The 21,447-nt window shown below is 62.8% G+C and carries 16 protein-coding genes and 1 tRNA gene; 4 read left to right on the forward strand and 13 right to left on the reverse strand.

Features of this window, described 5'->3' with window-relative positions; genetic code table 11:
• Nucleotides 1-403: 403 nt before the first annotated feature.
• Nucleotides 404-2,191: a hypothetical protein gene (locus tag G3W89_RS20345; protein WP_162575880.1), complete on the forward strand. Its 1,788-nt coding sequence runs from the start codon at nt 404-406 to the stop codon at nt 2,189-2,191.
• On the forward strand, nt 2,175-5,789 hold the full coding sequence (locus G3W89_RS20350) for an AAA family ATPase (RefSeq protein ID WP_162575881.1): 3,615 nt from the start codon (nt 2,175-2,177) through the stop codon (nt 5,787-5,789). The genes G3W89_RS20345 and G3W89_RS20350 overlap by 17 nt, the downstream gene beginning before the upstream one ends.
• 398 nt (nt 5,790-6,187) lie before the next feature.
• On the opposite strand, the gene G3W89_RS20355 is transcribed toward G3W89_RS20350, so the two are convergent.
• The 12 genes from G3W89_RS20355 to G3W89_RS20410 form a co-directional block, all read right to left on the reverse strand.
• Nucleotides 6,188-7,438 carry a tyrosine-type recombinase/integrase gene (locus G3W89_RS20355; RefSeq protein ID WP_162575882.1) on the reverse strand — a complete coding sequence of 417 codons (1,251 nt, stop codon included), beginning with the start codon at nt 7,436-7,438 and terminating at the stop codon, nt 6,188-6,190.
• Nucleotides 7,439-7,630: 192 nt separating this feature from the next.
• Nucleotides 7,631-7,707, reverse strand: a tRNA-Pro gene (locus tag G3W89_RS20360).
• Nucleotides 7,708-7,734: 27 nt separating this feature from the next.
• Nucleotides 7,735-8,199 (reverse strand): MerR family transcriptional regulator, encoded by a 465-nt coding sequence (locus tag G3W89_RS20365; RefSeq protein ID WP_162575883.1) that lies wholly within the window; start codon nt 8,197-8,199, stop codon nt 7,735-7,737.
• Nucleotides 8,200-8,263: 64 nt separating this feature from the next.
• Nucleotides 8,264-8,626 carry an integration host factor subunit alpha gene (locus G3W89_RS20370; RefSeq protein ID WP_443083180.1) on the reverse strand — a complete coding sequence of 121 codons (363 nt, stop codon included), beginning with the start codon at nt 8,624-8,626 and terminating at the stop codon, nt 8,264-8,266.
• Nucleotides 8,627-8,631: 5 nt separating this feature from the next.
• The gene (pheT, locus tag G3W89_RS20375) at nt 8,632-11,070 is read right to left on the reverse strand and encodes a phenylalanine--tRNA ligase subunit beta (RefSeq protein ID WP_162575885.1); all 2,439 of its coding nucleotides are present in this window, start codon (nt 11,068-11,070) and stop codon (nt 8,632-8,634) included.
• A 22-nt stretch (nt 11,071-11,092) separates the two neighbouring features.
• A complete protein-coding gene (gene pheS, locus G3W89_RS20380; RefSeq protein WP_162575886.1) occupies nt 11,093-12,169 on the reverse strand; it encodes a phenylalanine--tRNA ligase subunit alpha in 1,077 nt (358 codons plus the stop codon).
• Between the two features lie 130 nt (nt 12,170-12,299).
• Entirely contained in the window at nt 12,300-12,659 is a 360-nt protein-coding gene (rplT, locus tag G3W89_RS20385) for a 50S ribosomal protein L20 (RefSeq protein WP_028253492.1), read from the reverse strand.
• 23 nt (nt 12,660-12,682) lie between these two features.
• Complete coding sequence (gene rpmI, locus G3W89_RS20390; protein ID WP_028253491.1) at nt 12,683-12,886, reverse strand: 50S ribosomal protein L35; 204 nt, start codon at nt 12,884-12,886, stop codon at nt 12,683-12,685.
• A 151-nt stretch (nt 12,887-13,037) separates the two neighbouring features.
• Nucleotides 13,038-13,658, reverse strand: a complete 621-nt coding sequence (infC, locus tag G3W89_RS20395; RefSeq protein ID WP_162575887.1) for a translation initiation factor IF-3 — start codon at nt 13,656-13,658, stop codon at nt 13,038-13,040.
• 92 nt (nt 13,659-13,750) lie between these two features.
• Nucleotides 13,751-15,658: a threonine--tRNA ligase gene (gene thrS, locus G3W89_RS20400; RefSeq protein ID WP_162575888.1), complete on the reverse strand. Its 1,908-nt coding sequence runs from the start codon at nt 15,656-15,658 to the stop codon at nt 13,751-13,753.
• Between the two features lie 404 nt (nt 15,659-16,062).
• Nucleotides 16,063-17,382 (reverse strand): isocitrate lyase, encoded by a 1,320-nt coding sequence (aceA, locus tag G3W89_RS20405; RefSeq protein ID WP_162575889.1) that lies wholly within the window; start codon nt 17,380-17,382, stop codon nt 16,063-16,065.
• 217 nt (nt 17,383-17,599) lie between these two features.
• Nucleotides 17,600-18,013 (reverse strand): gamma-glutamylcyclotransferase family protein, encoded by a 414-nt coding sequence (locus G3W89_RS20410; RefSeq protein WP_443083181.1) that lies wholly within the window; start codon nt 18,011-18,013, stop codon nt 17,600-17,602.
• A 29-nt stretch (nt 18,014-18,042) separates the two neighbouring features.
• Here G3W89_RS20410 and G3W89_RS20415 point away from each other — a divergent pair, with 29 nt between their 5' ends.
• Both G3W89_RS20415 and G3W89_RS20420 read left to right on the forward strand, forming a co-directional pair.
• The gene (locus G3W89_RS20415) at nt 18,043-18,969 is read left to right on the forward strand and encodes a DMT family transporter (RefSeq protein WP_162575890.1); all 927 of its coding nucleotides are present in this window, start codon (nt 18,043-18,045) and stop codon (nt 18,967-18,969) included.
• 193 nt (nt 18,970-19,162) lie between these two features.
• A complete protein-coding gene (locus tag G3W89_RS20420) occupies nt 19,163-19,582 on the forward strand; it encodes an SWIB/MDM2 domain-containing protein (RefSeq protein WP_162575891.1) in 420 nt (139 codons plus the stop codon).
• A gap of 85 nt (nt 19,583-19,667) precedes the next feature.
• On the opposite strand, the gene G3W89_RS20425 is transcribed toward G3W89_RS20420, so the two are convergent.
• Nucleotides 19,668-21,392, reverse strand: coding sequence for a thiamine pyrophosphate-binding protein (locus tag G3W89_RS20425; protein WP_162575892.1), 1,725 nt, complete (start codon nt 21,390-21,392; stop codon nt 19,668-19,670).
• Nucleotides 21,393-21,447: the final 55 nt, after the last annotated feature.

A 21,447-nucleotide genomic window follows, 5' to 3' on the forward strand; every position in this document is an offset into this window, starting at 1 on the left:
TGCATGCATCCATATCGGAGACGGCCGAACCCCAACCATGAGCGCCCCATGCCGGTGACCGCATCCGCGAATGGCTCGGCAGGCAGACGTTGAGCGGCACGCCGATCATTAGGGGTAGCCCGGCCTAGCCTAGGACCAACCAAGTTCGACAGCTTGAGACTGGAAGCGGGTATTCGACCCGGCGGTCAGTGTCGCCGGGCGGCCAAGGACAAACCTCCGCGAACGGCAGTTATTGGGCATCCTCGCTGGCTGCTGAACCCATGGGGCGTTCGACGCCGCAAATCATCCGCTGGGCTAGATTCTGCGAAGCCTGACGTTCAGTGGCACTACGGGCGCGTCGTGTGCTCGCCTACACTTGTTACTGAACGTGGCAAAACTGTCAGAAAAATGAGAAGGAAAGAGGATGATTCGAGTTCGTGAAATCGACTTGGGACAACTCGGCGTTCAGTTGCCGCTCCACGGCGCTGGAATGGTCGTCGCGCAGCCCTACGTCGAATTCACCGCGTACGAACCTTTCACGTGGCTCCCAGTTCAGCGCACGCGGGCGCTTGAGTGCGTGGACACCACGCTTGCTGTAGCTCATAGCAGAGCGCATCGCGCCGATAAGACGCACTTCACCGTTTTTCCTGAACTGTCGATACCCGGTATTGAAGGCGTTGCGCGCATCCGTGTCGCGATGCAGCATGATGACTGGCCGGTTGGAACCATCGTCATCGGCGGAGTCGAAGGGCTCACGCGGACGCAGTACGCGGAGTTGCTGGCACAGCCCAACACCAACCACGATGCAGAGGTCAACGGACCGGAATCCGTTCCCACGGGGCAGTGGGTTAACAGCAGCATGACTTGGGTCAAGGCTGAGGACGGTCAGGTGCACTGCTGGGTTCAGCCGAAGTTGGTTCCAGCCTGGGTTGAGCTCAACCGCAACTACGAGGCGATGTATCGTGGGCGCTCGATCTACGTCTTCAAGGGAACCTTTGCCGGTACCCAGCTGCCGTTTCGCTTCGCGACCCTTCTTTGCTTCGACTGGATTGGCACGACCGAAACCCAGCGCGTGTGGGCATGGCTACTCCAGGGCATCAACGACGCCGCCGCGGCAATCCACGCGACCTTGCCCCTCACGTGGCTGTTCGTGGCCCAGTGCAATCCCCAGCCGTCCCACCCCTCCTTCATGGGCCAGGTCGCAAACTTCTACGATGGAACTGCCTTCCTCAATGTTTCGCGCGACGACACGTGCCTGGTAATGGCGAATGTCGCGGGAGCGGAGGCACCGGGCAAGGCATCGGAGTATGGGTGCTCTGCCGTCATCAACACTGCGAAGTTCTCTAAGCCAAGCTGCATGCCTACCTATAACAACGGTGGGGGCGGCTATCGAGCGGGGTGCACGCTGGACAACTTCCGCGATGCGGTCTTCCGGGAGCGCGGTGCATGTGTGCACTCGTTCCTCGTCGTCAATCCGCGCTCGCTTGTGCCAGGCAACGCGGGAAAAGACATCGCCGTTAGAGAGGCGACGGTCCATCCCTTCGGGCCGACTAGCGACCCCAGAGCCCCTGCCGCAGCTGTTCAGGCCGTCGTCAAGTGGATGAACGATGACCTGGACGATGCCAGCAAGTCGCTTGCTCTCCGACACGCTGGCGCCAACCTGGCCGGCATCTGTGCGACGGCTCACAGCCAAGTTGTGTCGTCGCTTCGACCTATGCCTGCGCCGGAACTCACGGACTTGGTCCTGGCATCGGCCGCTGGTATGAAGCCTTCCAGTTCGGACACGTGGACTGACAAAGAGTCCACCGCGGTCGAGCACGTGCTTCACACGTTCTCAATCTTTGGGGCCGCACAGTACCCCTGTCAGTTTCACGGTCAGGGCTCTCAAGCTACCGTCACCAAGGGTGCATGTACTTTCGAGGCGATAGCAGTGCGCGGAGAGACGCATGAGACGTGCGCAGAGCACGTCAAGGAACGGGCAGCACAGCGCCGTGGGAGGCTCGTCGTGGTGTCTAGAGACGCCGATAACCTTGCCTGGAATACAAGGCTGGGTAGCTTCCTCGATTCGGGCAAACCGCTGTCCAAAGATTACAAGTTCACCGACCCGGGTAGTGCCGTTATCCAGGTCGGCTATCGCACGTTCATTGACGCATATCTGGGCGCCGCCGCGCGCTCAGAGCTAGAAAAGGCACTCCATGACGCTATCGGCTGAGCTCAATGCCTTGCCAGCCGCCATGAAAGCGGCACTTGGCGATGCGATTAGCAACGTGGACCTGAGCGAGATGCAGCTCGTTGAGAACTGCCCTCCGCTGGTCTTGATGCAGCGTGGGCACGCGTTGGAAGCATTTGCTTTTGGCGGTGAGGCTGACTACGCGCCGCTCTACACGGCGTTCAAGAAGCATTTCATGGCACAGGGCGCGTCCTGGGCAACGAAGGACGTGTCCTTCATCTATTGCCTGCCAAGCGGGCTGGTGGCGACGCAGGAGTTCTGCTCGAAGGTGGAGGTCGACGTCTACTTTTGCCGCAAGTTCGTCGTCCAGCTGCATCAAGACATCGCCGGCAGCCTGACACGTCTGCCCTTTCTTCCGCTGGAACGCATCAAGGGCGCCTCCATCCGCCCACCCTCGGCACAGGCGTTGCTGCGCAGTCGGAATGTGAGTACGGATTTGGCAAGTCGCCTAGTTGTGCCGGGTACGGGGGCGCAGACTCTTCTTCAGGCGTGCCTGGAGGAGAAATACGGACAACCGTCCGGGTTGACCACCGGTTCGTTCGACGCCGTTCAGGCAGTCCCGGAAGAGCCGCGGAGCCAGTCCATTCTTCGGTCAATATCAATTGAGAACTTCCGCGCATACCGAGCCCCAAAGAAGTTTGTTCTTGGCTCCGCGGTCACGGTCCTCTACGGGCCCAACGGATTCGGTAAGACCTCATTTTTTGATGCGATCGACTTCGTGGTCACCGGTGGCGTGCATCGCTTCCCGAAAGGCGCGCCTGCGTTCGCGAAGGTCGCAAAAAACCTTGACTGCGGCGACGAGCCGACGACCGTTTCGCTGACCTTCGAGCGCGACGGCAAAATGCACACGATTGTTCGGGACCTTGCTGAACCAAACAAGGCGACGCTAGACGGCCAGCCCAAGGAGCGAAAAGACATTCTGGCCTTACTGACGGGCGGCGAGCTCTCGGTAAGCGACCGTGTCGACAACTTGGTCGCGCTCTTCCGCGCCACCCACCTGTTCAGTCAAGACCGACAAGCTTTGACTGAGGAGATTGCCGAGTCCTGCCAGCTGCCAGGAGACATCGTGTCGCGGATGCTTGCGTTCGATGACTACGTCGTTGGCCTGAACAAGTCCAAGGAGGTTCTAGACCTTGCGAAGAAGCAAGTGGATGACGCCGAAGCGCGGCTTCAGCAGGCGCTTGACAAAGCTGCTGTCGACCAAGCCGAGCTGGGCAGGCTCCAAGGCCTTCAAAGTGCGGGCGGTTCTTCCGAGACGCTAGACGCTCGCGCTCGAGCGCTGGAGCAGGATATTGAGAACGCAGGGTTCAGTCTGGCCGAAATGGGGTCGGCGCGGGACATGCGCAGCCTCCGTGCCTTCCTCGAAGGCAAGCGCATAGAGGCTGCGTCCAGCAAGCCCGCATTGGAAAAGTGCCTCGAGTCCTTGACCGAGCTTCGAAGTGCGCAAGAAGAGCTAAAGGCGCAGGCGGCGCCACTATCAGACTACGTCGAAACATTGACGAGGGCTGACACCGTATTCAGAGAGCAAGAAACCCAGGTGCAGGAGTCAGAGAGCAGCCTTGCACGCCTCCGGGCCACGGAGGACGACGACAAGGCGACCCGTGACGCCGCCGCTTGGGTCGTCGAAGCCCGCCCTCAGTTTGCGCAACTCTCGCAAGAGCTGGCTGATCTAAAGGCGAAGTTGGAGGAAGCGGCGCTTGTACGCCAGACGCATCGCAGTCTTCAGTCTGACGCAGCAACAGCGGTTGCTGCGGCGAGCAACTTATTGAGTCAGGCCGAGGCCCAGCATCGCTCGGCTGCTGAACGTGTTGCAAGAGTCCAGGCGGTGCGGGACCAGCTCGAACGCGGCCAGTTGCTTCCAGCGCTGACGACCGAAGTCCAAGGAACTGAAGAGCGCCTAACTCAAGTAGCCCTTGAACTGAACGAGAGACTGAGCAAGGAGCGTCAAGCCGTCGCTGACCAGAACCTCGTCGTTGACAGAGTGCGGCGCGAACTTGCATCAGCACGTCAGAGCGCTTCAGAAATCCAGGAACAGGTAGCTTCGCTTCGGTCGCACGTATCCGACGGAAATTGCCTCTTGTGCGGGCATGACCACGGGACGCTGGAAGGTCTTTTGGATGCCATCGACCGGCGTCTAGGCCAAAACGAAGCGCTTCTTCAAATTTCAGACCAATGGACGCAAGAATCCAGAAAGTTTGATGGGCTCAAGGAGTCGCAACGGCAAATTGAGGAGCAGTTGCAGCAGGTTGAACGCGAGAAGGCGCAAGTGGCTGGGGTACGCGTGGCCCTGCTGCGCGAACGGGTCGCCTTCGATGGAGCTCTGGCGACCGTTGGTCTGCAGTTCTCAGACGGCTTCTCGCTCCAGCTTGACGGGGTGCTGGCCCAAGCAAAGGGTACGCTGGAACAAGCAAGTGCTCAGCTAGAGGGTGCGAGGCAGGCGAAGAAGGACGCGGAGAACACCGTGCAGGCACGTGTGGACGCCGAGCGTTCGGCTGGTGCATTGGTTGACGCTCTTTCAGAACACTTGGCCGCAAGCCAGCAGAATTTGTATGCACTGGTCAGCGACCCGCGCCGAGGAGCCTTCGACGTCGCCACTGACCTTCCACAACTGGAGCGGGCGCTCTCGGAAGCAGTTCGTCGTCAGGCCGATGCCACAGCGGCCGCCCAGGCGGCGAGCAACGCCGCGGACGCCCGTCGCGCGGAACTCGCTGCATCGCATGCTCGGCTACTGGCCGCCAGAGTTGCGCATCAAAGTGCGGCGCGTCACCTCAGCGCGCTGGAGGGCCGGGTTCAGGCGTTGACGGCGTCGCTGGCTACCTCCGGATTCTCGGCCGAGGCAAACGCTGACGAAATCTTGGCTGCGATTGCAGCGACTGTTGCGCGACAGGGCTCAGCGGAAGTACTTGCGACCCGAGTGGCCGAACTGGAAGTCGCCCTCGACGCCGCGGCTACCTCTGCTGCGTTCGCCAGCATCAACAATCGGCTGCTCGAGCACAAACGAGTAGCTGACGAGAAAGAAGCGACTCTTGCTAGGGTCGCGCCATGGGTGAAGTACTTCGAGGGCATTCATAAGCTTCTCGGAAGCCAGCGGGCCGCCGCGACACAGCATTTCACCCAGGAGTATGGCCCTCGAACGGCGGTCATTCAGCGCAGACTCCGACCCGTATACGGCTTCGGAGACATCGAGGTCGCAAGCAAGGGGTCGTCCATTGCGGTGCAGGTGAAGAGAAACGACGAGAGCCTTCGACCGACAGACTATTTCAGTCAGTCGCAAGTCCAGACGTTGGTGCTCGGATTGTTCTTGACGGCCTGCAGTTCACAGACGTGGTCGGGGTTCTCCTCAGTCATGATGGATGACCCAGTGACTCACTTCGATGACCTCAACACATATGCGCTTCTCGACCTAATTTCTGGCCTGCAGAACTCGCCTGAAGGCAGTAAGCAGTTTGTGATTTCCACTTGCGACGAAAAACTGCTGCAACTGGCTCGCCAGAAGTTTCGCCATCTGGGCGATACAGCGAAGTTCTACAGTTTTTCCGCAATCGGTGCGAATGGCCCGAAAGTCGCGGAGATTCCCTGAATTTGCAGGGAGGCCACTGCGCAACGGGCGGTGTACAGATTCTGCACAAGTCTGTGCGAGTTGAGGACATGCAACGTGCAATAGTCAGATTCAGTCAAGCGTCTCGGCCAGTCGCTGACTTATCTCGGGTGCTGCTACCTTGACGACCAGACCGCCGAGACTGTGCCTGCGGCTTAGCAGCCAATGGCAGCTCCGCAGCTGCCGATCTTGGCATCTGGATGGCCGGTTCGGAGCCGCCGTCCGTGTCGGCTGACCTGCGCGAAGGGCCGCTCCCGCAGAGCCGCCCCCGGAGCAATGACGCCCGCCTCCAGGCACCAGCGCACCGCGACGACGTACTGCTCGGACGGCGCTCCACGGCAGATCGAAGGTGCCGTGCTATCACCCAACAGGAGTCGTTTTCACGCGACCTTCTTCAGCTCAGCCAGCGGAGAACTCGCCCTGGTAGCCAGCACGTCCAGATAGTCTGCCCACCGCTGAAGCATTGCCGTGCGCTGCTTGAAGTACTGCGTCCGGTTGTAGGCGCGCCCATTGGCGTCCTTGACCGCATGCGCCAATTGAGCTTCGATCACCAGTGGATCGATCTCCAGCACTTCCGCCAGCAAGGTCCGGGCTGTCGCTCGGAAGCCATGAACCGTCTGCACGGTCGGGCCGTACCCCAGGGTCAGAAGCGCTGCACGCAACGTGTTGTCCGAGATCGGCCGCTCATGACTACGCTCGCCCGGGAAGACCAACGTGCTGTGGCCCGTAATGGGATGCAGCTTGCGCAGCAACTCCACAGCCTGTTTGGGCAGAGGCACCAAGTGCGGATCACCATGTTGCTTGCCATCGATGCGCCGCTTCATCCGCGCAGCGGGCACGGTCCAGAGCGCCCCGTCGAGATCGATCTCGGCCCTGGCGGCCCCGCGAAGTTCGTTGGGACGTTGAAACAACATGGGAGCCAGTTGCAGCGCCGTCCGCACAATGGGACCGCCCTGGTAACCCCGGATGACGCGTATCAACGTCCCCAGTGGGGCCGGATCGGTGATCGCCGCGAAGTGCCGCTTCTTGTGGGGCGTGAGTGCGCCCTTGAGATCCGCCGTGATATCGCGCGGCGCCCGGGCGGTGGCGACCGCGTAGCGCCACACCGCGCGTGCCGTCATCAGCACCCGGCTGGCCACGCCGAGAGCGCCGCGCTCCTCGACACGGCGCAGGGCCGCCAACAACTCGATGGCCTCGATTTCGCTGATGCGACGGGCAGCGAAATACGGAAACAGGTCCTTTTCGAGGTTGCGCTTCTCGCGCGTGGCGTAGTGGCCGCTCCAGCGCTCATGGTGTTTGTCGAACCACTCGAGCGCCGTCTCTCGAAAGGTATCGCCGGTGTTCACGGCCGCCTTGAGCTTAACGACTTGACGCGCCTGTATGGGATTGATTCCGGAAGCCTTCTGGGCCTTGGCCGCGTCACGTGCCTTTCGCGCCGCCGCAAGGCTCACGTCGGGATAGGAGCCCAGGGCGAATTTCTTCTCGACCCCCTCGATCCTGAACTTCCAGAACCATCGGCGAGAACCCGAAGTCGAGACTTCCAGATAGAGGCCACCTGCGTCGGCGTAGCGTGCCTGCTTGCGATCAGGCGGACAGGAGGCGTTGCGGCATGCGGCATCGGTCAACGGCATGGGGTACATCCAAGGGTTGGGGGTACAAAACCGCCATCCTGGGGGGTTCAGGAGGTTTGTACCCCCTTCTGTACCCCCGCCTGGGGCTGGCAGTCACCGGATTTCAGTGTATGCCTCCGGACAAGATTTGCCCAGTTCCCCAATGAAAAAGGGCGTCCGGCGGATGAAGCCGGACGCCCTTGGACGTTATGTTGGTCGGTGTGAAAGGATTCGAACCTTCGACCCCTTGCACCCCATGCAAGTGCGCTACCAGGCTGCGCCACACACCGAAGCTCCCAATTATAGCGTGCGGTTCTTCAGTGGTTGGGGCTTAGCAGCTCGCGAATTTCATAGAGTTCGCGCTTCAGGCGCAGCAGCTGCGACAGCTCGGTGGCCGGGGTCGTTCTGCGAGACGCATCGAAGTCTTCCTGCAGCGCGGCGTCGAACTCCTCCTGGTCGATCTCGACCGCCTCCAGACCTTCGAGCGGCACCTCGCCGGCCTTGCGGCGATCGCGCTCCGTTTGCACCATCTCCTGCAACTTGTTGCGCGCGCCGCTGATGGTGAAGCCCTGGTCGTAGAGCAGATCGCGGATGCGGCGGATCATCAGTACCTCGTGGTGCTGGTAATAGCGGCGGTTGCCGCGCCGCTTCATCGGACGCAACTGGGTGAACTCCTGCTCCCAATAGCGCAGCACATGCGGTTTGACCCCACAAAGTTCGCCCACCTCACCGATCGTGAAGTATCGTTTGACGGGAATGGACGGAAGGAGCGTTTTCTCCATTGAAATCAAGGCGGTGCGAGAACAACCTTAGAGATTACTCCACCGCGGGCACAAGGGCCAAGAACTATTCGGTGCCGAGGCTCCATTCCACTTCCTGCGAGCCCTCGTCGCCAGCGCTGCCCTGGATCTGGTCTTTGAGCTTGGCGCTGGCATGGAAGGTGGCGACGCGCCGCTCGCCGATGGGAATCGCCTCGCCGGTGCGCGGATTGCGCCCAGGGCGCGGCGCCTTCACGCGGATCTGGAAGTTGCCGAAGCCCGAGATCTTCACGTCCGTGCCTTCGATCAGACTGCCGGCGATCAGGTCGAAGAAGGCCTCGACCATGTCCTTGGACTCGCGCTTGTTGAGGCCGATCTGCTCGAAGAGGAGATCGGCCAGGTGCGCCTTGGTCAGTGCCGGCGTTTCAAGGGCTTCGAGCGTGAAATCCATGAGCTTCATACCCGCAGATGCGCGCCGAGCCGCGCGCTCAATTGTTCGAGGATCGCGGCGACTGCCGCTTCGACCTGCTCGTCGGTCAGGGTAGCCGCGCCGCTGTTGAAGCGCAGGCGTACGGCCATGCTCTTTTCGCCTTGCATCAGTCCCCCGGGACCGACCGGCGCATCACGGCCCACCGTCGGGCGATAGATATCGAACAGCACCGCGTCACGCAACAGCCCCGGATCGACGGCCGTGCGGATGGTGCGCATGAGCGCGTCGTGCGTGACGGCCTCTGCCACCACCACGGCAATGTCGCGCTCGACCGCCTGATGCTTGGGCACCTGGCGCGCCACAGGCAACGTTCGCGCGACAACGGCATCGAGCTCGAGTTCGAAGAGCACCGGCGGCTGCGGGAAATCCCATTGCTGGCGCCAGCGCGGATGGAGCTCACCGATCACGCCCACCGGCCGGCCGTCGAGCAGCACGCGCGCGGCACGGCCGGGATGCAGCGCCGGATGCTCCGTAGCCTCGAAGGTCGCTACGCGGGGCGCCAGCAGCGCCTCGACATCACCCTTGACGTCGAAGAAGTCGGCGCGCTGTGGCTTGCCGTCCCAGCGCTCGGCCTCAGAGTCGCCCCAGGCCAGCCCGGCTACGCGCATCGGCTGATGCACGCCCTTGACAGTGCTGTCCGTGGTTGCGACCGCGTCGTCGCGCAGGAACACGCGCCCCAGTTCGAACACGCGCACACGCGGCGCGCGACGGTCGAGGTTGAACTTCAGGACCTGGAGCAGCGAACCGACCAGCGAGGAGCGCATCACGCTCATCTGGCTGGCGATTGGATTCAACAGTTTGATCGGATTGGTATTGCCCGCGAGCTCCTTTTCCCAGTGCGCCTCGACGAAGCTGAAGTTGATCGTCTCCTGGTAGCCCAGCGCGGCGAGCCGATGGCGCACGCCGAAGTTGCTGCGCTGCGACTCAGGGCTCACGCGAGCAGCGATCGGCGCCAGCGGAGGCGCGGTGGGCAGGTTGTTGTAGCCCACGAGCCGCGCAACCTCTTCGATCAGGTCTTCCTCGATCAGCAAGTCGAAGCGATGCGGCGGCGGCGTAACGACCAGCGTGCCTTTACCTTCCTCGACCGGGAAGCCCATCCGACGCAAGGCATCCCGGCACTGCGCCTGTGTCAGCGGCATGCCGATCACGCGCGCGGCACGCTCGACACGCAGCGTGACAGGTCGGGCTTCGGGCTGCCGCAAGGTCTGGTCGTCGATCGGGCCGGGCTGGCCGCCACAGATCTCGACGATCAGCTGGGTGATGCGATCGATGATCTGCACGGTGCGGCTCGGATCGACGCCGCGCTCGAAGCGATGACCTGCGTCGGTCGAGAAGTTGAAGCGGCGCGCCCGGCCCTGGACAGACTCGGGCCACCAGAAGGCCGCCTCGACGTAGATGTTGTGCGTGTCGTCGGAAACAGCGGTCGCATCGCCGCCCATGATGCCGGCCAGCGACTCGACCTGGCTGCGTTCGTCGGCGATCACGCCTACCTTCTCGTCCAGGCTCACGGTGTTGCCGTTGAGCAGCTTGAGCTGTTCGCCCGCCCTGCCCCAGCGCACGACCAGGCCACCGTGAATCTTGTCGAGGTCGAAGATGTGGCTGGGCTGGCCGTACTCGAACATCACATAGTTCGAGATGTCGACCAGCGCCGACACGCTGCGCTGTCCGCAGCGCGCCAGGCGGTCGACCATCCAGGCCGGAGTGGCGACCTTGGTATCGACGCCTCGGACGACGCGACCCGAGAAGCGGCCGCACAGGTCGGGGGCCTCGACCTTGACCGGTAGCTTGTCGGGCACCGAGGCGGCTACTGGCGGGATTGGCGGCGTCTTGAGCGGCGCACCGGTCAGTGCCGCGAGCTCTCGCGCGATGCCGTAGACGGAGAGGCCGTGCGCGAGGTTCGGCGTGAGCTTGAGGGTGAGCAGGGTGTCGTCGAGATTCAGCAGCTCGCGCACGTCGGCACCGACCGGCGCGTCGGCCGGCAGCTCGAGCAGGCCACCATGGTCATCGCTGAGCTTGAGCTCTCGCGCCGAGCACAGCATGCCCTCGCTCTCGACACCGCGCAGCTTGCCAAGCTTGATCAGGAAGGGCTTGCCGTCTTCGCCCGGCGGCAGCTCGGCGCCGACCAGCGCCAGGGGCACCTTGATGCCGGCGCGCGCATTGGGGGCGCCGCACACGATGTTGAGCAGGGTGCCGTGCCCCGCATCGACCTGGCACACGCGCAGCCGATCGGCATTGGGATGCGTCTCGGCCTCCTTGATCTCGCCGACCACCACCTTGCTGAAAGGAGGGGCGGCTGGCCGGCGCTCCTCGACCTCGAGACCACCCATGGTGAGCGTCTCGGCCAGTGCGTCGCTGTCGATGGGCGGATTGCAGAACTCGCGCAACCAGGACTCGGGGAATTGCATCTCGCGTTCTCGTTCTGTCTGTTTATTGGAATTGGCTCAGGAATCGCAGATCGCCATCGAAGAACAGGCGCAGGTCGTTCACGCCATAGCGCAGCATCGTGAGCCGGTCCGGGCCCATCCCGAAGGCGAAGCCAATGTAGCGCTCGGGGTCCAGGCCCATGTTGCGCACCACCTGCGGATGCACCTGGCCTGAACCCGAGACCTCGAGCCACCGCCCGGCCAAGGGACCGGTCTGGAACTGGATGTCGATCTCGGCACTGGGCTCGGTGAAAGGGAAGAAGCTGGGCCGGAAGCGCAGCACCAGATCATCGGTCTCGAAGAAGGTACGACAAAAGTCGGTGAAGATGACCTTCAGGTCCTTGAAGCTCACGTTCTCGCCCAACCACAATCCTTCGCACTGGTGAAACATGGGCGAATGCGTGGCGTCGCTGTCGACGCGGTAGGTCCGGCCAGGAGCAATCACGCGGATCTCAGGCGCCTTGACGGTGCCGGTGGTGTCGGCCGCCGCGGCCGCGAACTCGGCCTTGTACTTCTTGATGTGCTGGTGTGCGTAGCGCACCTGCATCGGGCTGGTGTGCGGACGCAGGTTGTAGGGAATGCCATCCTCGCCGTTGATGTCGACGTAGAAGGTGTCCTGCATCGAGCGCGCAGGGTGGTTGGGAGGATTGTTGAGCGAGGTGAAGCTATGCCAGTCGGTCTCGATCTCGGGGCCGTCGGCGACGTCGAAGCCCATGCTCGAGAAGATGGCTTGGATGCGTTCCATCGTCCGGCTCACCGGATGAAGGCCGCCGCCAGCGCGACGGCGGCCGGGGAGCGTCACATCGAGCGCTTCAGCACGCAGCTGGACGGCGAGCTCTTCGTCGGCGAGTTGCTGGCGGCGCGCTGCCAGGGCGGCCTCGATGGCCTGCTTGGCCAGGTTGATCGCGGCGCCGCGCGACTTCTTCTCGTCGACGGACAGCGCGGCCATGCCCTTCATCAGCTCGGTGATGCGGCCGGCCTTGCCGAGGAACTGCGCCTTGGCATTCTCGAGTTCGGCCGGTGCCTTGGCTTCGGCGAAGGCTGCACGTGCGGTATCGACCAGGGAGTCCAACTCGTTCATGGAAATTCTTGAGCGTGAGAGAGAGAAAGGCCGGTGTCGCGAATAAAAAAGGGCTGGAGCCCTTTCAAGCGCCAGCCCTTGTACCGTGGGCGCAGGCCGCCTCTCGAGGAGGGGCAGCCTGCTTGCGAGATCAAGCAGCCAGCTTGGCCTTGACCTGCTCCACGATGCCGGCAAAAGCGGCCTTGTCGTGCACGGCGATATCGGCCAGGACCTTGCGGTCGATCTCGATACCGGCCTTGCGGATGCCGTTGGCGAACTGGCTGTAGGTCAGGCCCAGTTCACGTGAAGCAGCATTGATACGGGCGATCCACAGTTGGCGAAACACGCGCTTCTTGGTACGGCGGTCACGGTAGGCGTATTGGCCCGCCTTCATCACCGCCTGCTTGGCGATGCGGAAGACGTTGCCGCGACGACCGCGGAAACCCTTGGCAAGTGCGAGAACCTTCTTGTGGCGGGCGCGGGCCGTAACACCACGTTTGACGCGAGGCATGTGTGTACTCCTTGTTCGTCGTGTTAGATGCCGCTGCCGGGCAACATGGCGGCCATCGAAACCATGTTGGTCTCATGCACTGCCGTTGCTCCACGCAAGTGACGCTTGTTCTTGGTGGTCTTCTTCGTCAGGATGTGACGCTTGAAGGCTTGACCGCGCTTGACGGTACCACCGGGACGAACGCGGAAACGCTTTTTCGCGCTGCTCTTGGTCTTCATTTTGGGCATGTGAATGCTCCTTTCGTTTGTGCTCGTGAGGCGCCGAGGATGATTCCGCCGGTCTTGTTGGCCCCGAGACACTTCTTCATCCCGCCACTGCCTGCGCCCAGAGACGCTGGCAGCGGCGAAATCCCTTCGAACCTTCTACTGCCGCCGCGCCTCAGGCCGCAGCGGGTGCCGTCGTCGGCTCGCTGGCCGCTTTGGCTGGACCGCCGCCGCCCTTCTTGCGGCCCGGCGCGATCATCATGATCATTTGCCGGCCTTCGAGCTTCGGGAACTGCTCGACCACAATGCTGTCGCCGAGGTCGTCGCGAATGCGCTGGAGCAGCGCCAGGCCGAGTTCCTGGTGCGTGATCTCGCGGCCTCGAAAGCGCAGCGTGATCTTGCATTTGTCGCCTTCCTCAAGAAAGCGCCGGATGTTGCGCATCTTGATGTTGTAGTCGCCTTCGTCGGTCCCGGGCCGGAACTTGATTTCCTTGACCTCGATGACCTTCTGCTTCGACTTCGCCTCGGCGGCCTTCTTCTGCTCGTGGTACTTGAACTTGCCGTACTCGATCAGGCGACAGACCGGCGGATTGGCCGCCGCGACTACTTCCACCAGATCCACGTCTTGCTCGCCGGCCAGCCGCAAGGCCTCGGCAAGACTCACGACGCCCAATGGCTCGTTCTCGGGCCCGATCAGGCGGACTTCCGGGGCCATGATCTCCCGGTTCAGGCGGTGTTGGCGTTCCTCGCGGTGGCGGCGGTCGCGAAATGCAGTAGCGATGGTCGGATCCTTCAATCAATTTGCTACAAAATCTGTAGCGAACACCTTCGAGTCCACGCCCACAAGCAGCCTGATTGATCAAAATCAGCCTTTGAATCCGTTCAAATTCAAAGCTTGTGTTGGATGTCGTGAGCGATCTTTTGGGAGAACGCTTCCACCGACATGGCACCGAGATCAAGATTGCCCCGGGCGCGCACTGCGACGGCACCTGCTTCCTTTTCCTTGTCGCCCACGACGAGGATGTAGGGAAGCTTTTGCAACGAATGCTTCCGTATTTTATACGTAATCTTTTCGTTGTGCAGATCGAGCGAAACTCTAAGCCCTTGATCTAGCAGCGTTTTCGCAACTTGAGATGCGTAATCGGCCTGCCCTTCACTGATGTTGAGCACCGCCACCTGTACCGGCGCGAGCCAGGCGGGCAGCGCCCCCGAATGGTGTTCGATCAGCATGCCGATGAAGCGCTCCAGGCTGCCGACGATGGCCCGATGCAACATCACCGGATGAGCCCTGCCACTCGACTCCGTGACGTACTCGGCACCCAGCCGCTCGGCCATGTTGAAGTCCACCTGCATCGTCCCGCATTGCCAGTGCCGGCCGATGGCGTCGCGCAGCGTGTATTCGATCTTGGGGCCATAGAAGGCACCTTCGCCGGGCGAAATGACGAAGTCCACGCCCGAGCGGCGCAATGCCTCCATGAGCGCACTTTCGGCCTTGTCCCAGAGCTCATCGGAGCCGATGCGGTTGTCGGGCCGCGTCGCCACCTTGTAGAGGATGTCCTTGAAGCCGAAATCGGCATACACCTTGAGCAGTTGGCCCGTATAGGCCACGCACTCCTCCAGGATATGGTCTTCCGTGCAAAAGATGTGGCCGTCGTCCTGCGTGAAGCCCCGCACCCGCATGATCCCGTGCAGGCCGCCCGAGGGCTCGTTGCGGTGGCACTGCCCGAATTCGCCGTAGCGGATCGGGAGGTCACGGTAGCTGCGCAGATCGCTCTTGAAGATCAGCACATGGCCCGGGCAGTTCATCGGCTTGAGCGCGTAGTCGCGCTTCTCCGACTCCGTCGTGAACATGTTCTCGCGGTAGTTCTGCCAGTGACCCGTCTTCTCCCACAGGCTTTTGTCGAGGATCTGCGGTCCCTTGACCTCCTGGTACCCCGTGTCACGGTACACCTTTCGCATGTACTGCTCGACTTGCTGCCAGATCGCCCAGCCCTTGGGGTGCCAGAACACCACGCCCGGCGCCACCTCATCGATGTGGAACAGGTCCAGTTCCTTGCCAAGCCGGCGGTGGTCGCGCTTTTCGGCCTCTTCGATGCGACGGATGTAGTCGTCCAGCTGCTTCTTGTCGGCCCACGCCGTGCCGTAGATGCGCTGCAATTGCTCATTGCGGGCGTCGCCGCGCCAGTAGGCGCCCGCCAGCTTCGTGAGCTTGAACACCTTGAGGAAACGCGTGTTCGGCACATGCGGGCCGCGGCACATGTCGACGTATTCCTGGTGGTAATACAGGCCCATCGCCTTCTCGTCGGGCATGTCCTCGACCAGTCGCAGCTTGTAGTCCTCGCCACGGGACTTGAATACCTCGATGACTTCGTCGCGCGACGTCATCTTCTTGACCACGTCGTAGTCCTGGGCGATCAGTTCGCGCATGCGCGCCTCGATCGCCTCCATGTCATCGGGCGTGAAGGGGCGCTCGTACGAGATGTCGTAGTAGAAGCCCTCCTCGATCACGGGTCCGATCACCATCTTGGCCGTCGGAAAGAGCTGCTTGACGGCGTGGCCGACCAGATGCGCCGTGGAATGGCGGATGATCTCCAAGCCTTCCTCGTCCTTGGGCGTGATGATCTGCAGCTTGGCGTCCTGCTCGATCAGGTCGCTTGCATCGACGAGTCGGCCATCCACCTTGCCAGCCACCGTCATCTTCGCCAAGCCGGGGCCGATGGACCTGGCAATGTCGGCCACGGAAACCGGGCCAGGGAATTCGCGGCGCGAGTTGTCGGGGAGCGTGATCTGGATCATGGAAAAACCTCGGCGAGAAAACAAAAAGCGCGGTCGTCGGACCGCGCTTGGCTATGAGTGAGGGCGCTGGAAACTTCCAGCCTGCGCGGCCTACCAGCCTTCTCCTTCAAGGAAAAGGCCGCTCATTTCTCGCGGCGGAGTTCGCGGTGTCATAACCAGGATGCCTTTCTCGCCCTTGTTGCTGCTCTGACGGAAGCTTGCGATTCTAGCCGCTGAGTTCGGGATTGGAGCGCGTGTTGTTAAGCCCTGGCACCTCCAACAGCTCAACGGCCTGGCCGGTACGTTGAACAGGCGGGCGCGCACGTGTCGTGCCCGCGGTCGACGAAAAGATGTCTGAAGCCGTGCAGACAAAAAAATCCCCGCGGATTACTCGCGCGGGGATCAACCTCAGTGACAGCGGGTTATCAGTGGAATTGCTCTTCCTCGGTCGAGCCGGTGAGTGCCGTGACGCTCGACTTGCCGCCCTGGATCACGGTGGTCACCTCGTCGAAGTAGCCGGTGCCGACTTCCTGCTGGTGCGACACGAAGGTGTAGCCGCGATCGCGCGCCGCGAACTCCGGCTCCTGCACCTTCTCGACATAGGCCGACATGCCGCGCTGCACGTAGTCCTGCGCGAGGTCGAACATGTTGAACCACATGGAATGGATGCCTGCCAGCGTGATGAACTGGTACTTGTAACCCATGGCGCCCAGCTCCTTCTGGAACTTGGCGATGGTGGCGTCGTCGAGATTCTTCTTCCAGTTGAAGGACGGCGAGCAGTTGTAGGCCAGCATCTTGCCCGGATGCACCTTGTGCACGGCATCCGCGAACTTACGCGCGAACTCGAGGTCCGGCGTGCCGGTTTCGCACCACACCAGGTCGGCATAGTGGGCGTAGGCGATGGCGCGCGAGATAGCCTGATCGATGCCCTTCTTCGTCTTGTAGAAGCCTTCCGCTGTGCGCTCGCCAGTGAGGAAGGGCTTGTCGTTCTCGTCGTAATCGCTGGTCAGCAGGTCGGCCGCTTCGGCGTCGGTACGCGCGATCACCAGCGTCGGCGTGCCGCAGACATCGGCCGCCATGCGCGCGGCGATCAGCTTCTGCACCGCTTCGGTGGTCGGCACCAGCACCTTGCCGCCCATGTGGCCGCATTTCTTGACCGAAGCGAGCTGGTCTTCGAAGTGCACGCCGCCGGCGCCCGCCTTGATCATGGCCTTCATCAGCTCGAAGCCGTTGAGCACGCCGCCGAAGCCCGCTTCGGCATCGGCCACGATGGGCGCGAAGTAGTCGACGTAGCCCTTGTCACCGGGATTGGTGCCCTTGGACCACTGGATCTCGTCAGCACGGCGGAAGGTGTTGTTGATGCGCTCGACCACGGTCGGCACCGAGTCCACGGGATACAGCGACTGGTCGGGGTACATGGCGGCATAGCTGTTGTTGTCGGCCGCGACTTGCCAGCCTGACAAGTAGATCGCCTTGATCCCCGCCTTGACCTGCTGCATTGCCTGGCCACCGGTGAGCGCCCCCAGGCAGTTGACGTAGGGTTCGTTGTTCACCAAGTCCCACAGCTTCTCGGCGCCGCGGCGCGCGATCGTGTATTCGATCGGAAAGGACCCGCGCAGGCGCACCACGTCGGCGGCACTGTAGCCCCGCTTGATGCCCTTCCAGCGCGGGTTGGTCGCCCACTCTTTCTCGAGCGCGGCAATCTGCTGTTCGCGGCTCAGTTGTTCGGTAATGGTTTGAGGCATGGTCACTCCAAGGGTTGATTGAGGATGAGCGCTGAGGCTTGAAGCCAACTTTACGCCATGGCTCCTGTCTTATGTCTTATAGAAGACATAATTTTTTACCTTTATATTCAAGGACTTAGAGTTGGGTTTTCCCAATGCGGAATGTTTTTTCTCATATTGAGAAAATATATTGCGACGCAGCATGTCTCTATTCCGCATTACAAAAAGATCTCCTCGGTCATGAAAACCGGGCCGCGCGATCGAACCAGTCGCCCGAAGCGATCACGCTCCGCCCCTCAATGCGCGCCGGATGGATCTCGTAAACAAGGCAAAGGAGCTGGCAGGCACCCGCTTGCACCTGTAGCTCGCGCTTGATGTACTCGCCGCTGTCGTCGGGCCGCACCTCCTCCAGTTGGTCGAGCTGCGGCTCGAGCGCCGGCGCGATGGCGTAGACCTCGCCGATCAGCACGCCGCTGCCGCCAAGCACCGCGCCGGGATAGCTGCCCAGGTCGTACATCGTGCCCTGGATGCGCGCGTCAGCCACGTAGCGCGGAGCGGGGCGGAACCGTCCAATGTCGTTGCGCCCGCCGCGCCGCAAGGTGCCGTAGACAAACACATGGCGTGGCTTGCAGGGTGAATGGGGCATCATCATCGGCTCGTCCTCGCAATACGACCAGTCTATTGAACCCCGCCCTCCCCGCGCCCGGCCGCCTCGTCGCCTATGGGTGCCTGGCCCTCAGCATGTCGCTGGTCGGCAGCTACGTCGCCCTCTCCAAACCACTGGTCGTCGCCTTCCCGGTATTCCTGCTTGCCTGGCTCCGCTTCGGCATCGCCGCCCTGGCGATGCCGCATTGGCTGCGTCGTCCCCCCAACGAGCCAGCGATGACGGCGCGCACGCGCGGCCTGGTCTTCCTCGAGTCCTTCCTCGGCAACTTCCTGTTCTCGATCTGCATGCTGTTCGGCGTGAGCCTGACCAGCGCCGTATCGGCGGGCGTGATCATGGCCACGATCCCCGCAGCGGTCGCGATCGGCAGCCGGGTCTTCCTGCGCGAGAGCATCACGCGACGGACCGCGCTCGCCATCGCCTGCGCGGCCGGCGGCATCGGCCTCCTTGCGCTCGCGCCCACGCAGCCCTCCGCCCCCACGGGCAGCACCACTGCTGTCTCCATGGCCTGGCTCGGCAACCTCCTCGTGTTCTGCGCGGTGCTCTGCGAGGCGGCTTACGCGGTGATCGGCAAGTCGCTCACCGGAAAGCTCGGACCCAAGCGCATCTCGTCGCTGATCAATCTCTGGGGCTTCGTGCTCTCGACGCCGCTGGGGTTGTGGTTCGCGTTGCGCTTCGACTTCGGCGCTGTTCCGCCGGGCCTGTGGGTCTTGTTGGTGGTCTATGCGCTGGCTGCCAGCATCTGGACGGTGTGGCTCTGGATGACGGGCCTCAAGGGGGTGCCGGCCTCGCAGGCGGGAGTGTTCACGGTGATGCTGCCCGTGAGCGCGGCCATGGTCGGCGTGCTCGTGCTCGGCGAAAAGCTGTCGCTGCTGCAGGTGTGCGCCTTCGCATTTGCGCTGCTCGGCGTGGTGCTCGCGACCTGGCCTTCGCGCCGCGCCTGAAGCGCGGCGACAGGGCCTGAAGGCGCTTCAGAGTGCGAAGCACTCCCGTCTCTCCTCTGTAAAAACAACAGCTCCCAATGAAAAAGTCCCTTTTTCCCTTGGAAACGCGTTTCTTCTCCTTTAGCATCCGCAGTGCCAGTGGAGACACCGTTTTCATTGGTGAAAAGTGACCAATTTAAAAAGGAAATCAACCATGGCAACTGCAAAGAAGGCTCCGGCCAAGAAAGCGCCTGCAAAGAAGGCTGCTCCTGCGAAGAAGGCCGCACCGGCCAAGAAGGCTGCTCCGGCGAAGAAGGCGGCACCCGCCAAGAAGGCTGCCCCCGCAAAGAACGCTGCTGCTAAGAAGGCTGCTCCCGCCAAGAAGCGCACGCCCAACGCCGCGTTCATGAAGGCCCTCACCCCCAGCCCGGCGCTCGCCGCCGTCGTGGGTTCGACGCCTCTGCCGCGCACCGCCGTCGTGAGCAAGCTGTGGGACTACATCAAGAAGAACAACCTGCAGGACAAGGCCAACAAGCGCAACATCAACGCTGACGCCAAGCTGAAGGAAATCTTCGGCAAGCCGCAAGTCTCGATGTTCGAGCTGGCCTCGCTGATCGGCAAGCACGTGAAGTGACCTCCCGGAGCGCCACCAGGCGCTTCAATGAAAAAGCCGGCGCAAGCCGGCTTTTTTCTTGCAGCGGCCCAGCGCTTGCAGCGGCTCAGCGGGCCCCGCGCGCCTGCGCCGCCTTGGTGATGACCGACAGCGTGCCGCGCGTCGTGATGACCTCGGGGTCGAGGGGGATCTCGATCAGCGTGCCCGTATCGGCCGCCAGCGCACGCAGCAGCGCCGCCTCGAACTGCGCGGTCTCGGTGACGCGCTCGGCAACGTAGCCATAAGCGCGCGCAAGTGCGCAGAAGTCCGGGTTGGCCAGGGCCGTGCCGCTCACCTTCGCCGGGTACTCGCGTTCCTGATGCATGCGGATGGTGCCGAACATGCCGTTGTTGAGCAGCAAGATGATGCTCTTGCCGCCATGCTGCGTGGCCGTAGCAAGTTCCTGCCCGTTCATCAGGAAGTCTCCATCGCCCGCGATGGTGAAGGCGACGCGGCCGGTCGCGATGTTCGCCCCGATGCCCGCCGGCACGCCGTAACCCATGGCGCCGCTGGTCGGCGCCAGCTGCGTCTTGTGGCCTTTGGCGAGGCCGTGGTAGCGAAAGTAGCGGTGCACCCAGCTGGCGAAGTTGCCGGCCCCGTTGGTGATGGCCGCATCCGCCGGTAGGTGCTGCTGCAGGGTACGAACCACCGCCACCAGATCGACGGCGCCGCGCGGCGACTCGGCCGGCAACCCGGCAAGCGCCTGCGGCTCCAGGTTGGCGAGGTAGTCGGCATGCAACTGCGCGGCCCACGGCTCCCACGGCAATTCGGCCGGGGGACTCAGCACCTCCAGGCTGCGCGCCGCCGCGCTCATGCCGGCGTTGATGGCGAGGTCCGCCTGGTAGACGCGGTTGAGCTCCTCCGCACTCGCATGGATGTGAACCAGCGTCTGCGCGGGCCGTGGCGCCTCGAGCAGCGTGTAGCCGCCCGTCGTCATCTCGCCCAGCCGGGGCCCGATGGCCAGCACGAGATCGCTGTGCTTCACGTGCTCGGCCAGTCGAGGATTGATCGCGATGCCCACGTCGCCGGCGTAGAGCGGGTGATGGTTGTCGAAGGTATCCTGGAAGCGGAAAGCGTTCGCCACCGGCAGCTTCCAGTTCTCGGCAAAGCGCTGCAGCGCCTGCGCCGCCTGCACGGTCCAGCCGCCGCCGCCGGCGATCACCAGCGGACGCTGCGCCTTCATCAGCAGCTCGCGCAGGGTCCGCAGCGCGCCCGGATCGCTCCAGGGTTGAACGGCCTCGACGCGTGCCAGCGGTCGCGCCGAGGACATGCTGCGCAGCATGTCCTCCGGCAACACCAGCACCACAGGGCCGGGGCGTCCGTTCATGGCCGTCGCGAAAGCGCGCGCCACGTACTCGGGAATCCGGTCGGCATCGTCGATGCGCTCCACGCGCTTGGCAAAGCCCTTGGTGCTGGGCCCGAAGAAACTGCCGTAGTCGACCTCCTGGAAAGCCTCGCGGTCGCGGAAGTCGCTGCCGACATCGCCGACGAAGAGCACCATCGGCGTCGAGTCCTGGAAGGCGTTGTGCACGCCGATCGAGGCGTTGGTCGCTCCGGGGCCGCGCGTCACGAAGCAGATGCCGGGCCGGCCCGTCAACTTGCCGTGGGCCTCGGCCATGAAAGCCGCTCCGCCTTCCTGGCGATTGACGATGAAGCGGATGCGCTCGGCATAGGCATGAAAGCCATCGAGCACCGCCAGGAAGCTTTCGCCCGGCACCCCGAACGCAAGTTCCACGCCTTGCTCGATGAGGCACTCGACGATCAGGTGGCCTGCGGATTGCGACGAACTCATGGGCGGGCGCCTCTCTGCTGCAATATCAAAAGGAGCCGCGATTATCCGCACACCG

The sequence above is a fragment of the Variovorax sp. PBL-H6 genome (assembly GCF_901827155.1).
Taxonomy (GTDB): domain Bacteria; phylum Pseudomonadota; class Gammaproteobacteria; order Burkholderiales; family Burkholderiaceae_C; genus Variovorax.

Bases quoted from the DNA above. Each gene is read 5' to 3' on its own strand.
- G3W89_RS20345 (WP_162575880.1), top strand. From the start codon at position 404: ATGATTCGAGTTCGTGAAATCGACTTGGGACAACTCGGCGTTCAGTTG.
- thrS (WP_162575888.1), bottom strand. From the start codon at position 15,658: ATGATCCAGATCACGCTCCCCGACAACTCGCGCCGCGAATTCCCTGGC.
- G3W89_RS20355 (WP_162575882.1), bottom strand. From the start codon at position 7,438: ATGCCGTTGACCGATGCCGCATGCCGCAACGCCTCCTGTCCGCCTGAT.
- rplT (WP_028253492.1), bottom strand. From the start codon at position 12,659: ATGCCTCGCGTCAAACGTGGTGTTACGGCCCGCGCCCGCCACAAGAAG.
- G3W89_RS20420 (WP_162575891.1), top strand. From the start codon at position 19,163: ATGGCAACTGCAAAGAAGGCTCCGGCCAAGAAAGCGCCTGCAAAGAAG.
- aceA (WP_162575889.1), bottom strand. From the start codon at position 17,382: ATGCCTCAAACCATTACCGAACAACTGAGCCGCGAACAGCAGATTGCC.
- G3W89_RS20350 (WP_162575881.1), top strand. From the start codon at position 2,175: ATGACGCTATCGGCTGAGCTCAATGCCTTGCCAGCCGCCATGAAAGCG.
- G3W89_RS20410 (WP_443083181.1), bottom strand. From the start codon at position 18,013: ATGATGATGCCCCATTCACCCTGCAAGCCACGCCATGTGTTTGTCTAC.
- G3W89_RS20425 (WP_162575892.1), bottom strand. From the start codon at position 21,392: ATGAGTTCGTCGCAATCCGCAGGCCACCTGATCGTCGAGTGCCTCATC.
- G3W89_RS20370 (WP_443083180.1), bottom strand. From the start codon at position 8,626: ATGGATTTCACGCTCGAAGCCCTTGAAACGCCGGCACTGACCAAGGCG.
- pheT (WP_162575885.1), bottom strand. From the start codon at position 11,070: ATGCAATTCCCCGAGTCCTGGTTGCGCGAGTTCTGCAATCCGCCCATC.
- G3W89_RS20365 (WP_162575883.1), bottom strand. From the start codon at position 8,199: ATGGAGAAAACGCTCCTTCCGTCCATTCCCGTCAAACGATACTTCACG.
- rpmI (WP_028253491.1), bottom strand. From the start codon at position 12,886: ATGCCCAAAATGAAGACCAAGAGCAGCGCGAAAAAGCGTTTCCGCGTT.
- pheS (WP_162575886.1), bottom strand. From the start codon at position 12,169: ATGAACGAGTTGGACTCCCTGGTCGATACCGCACGTGCAGCCTTCGCC.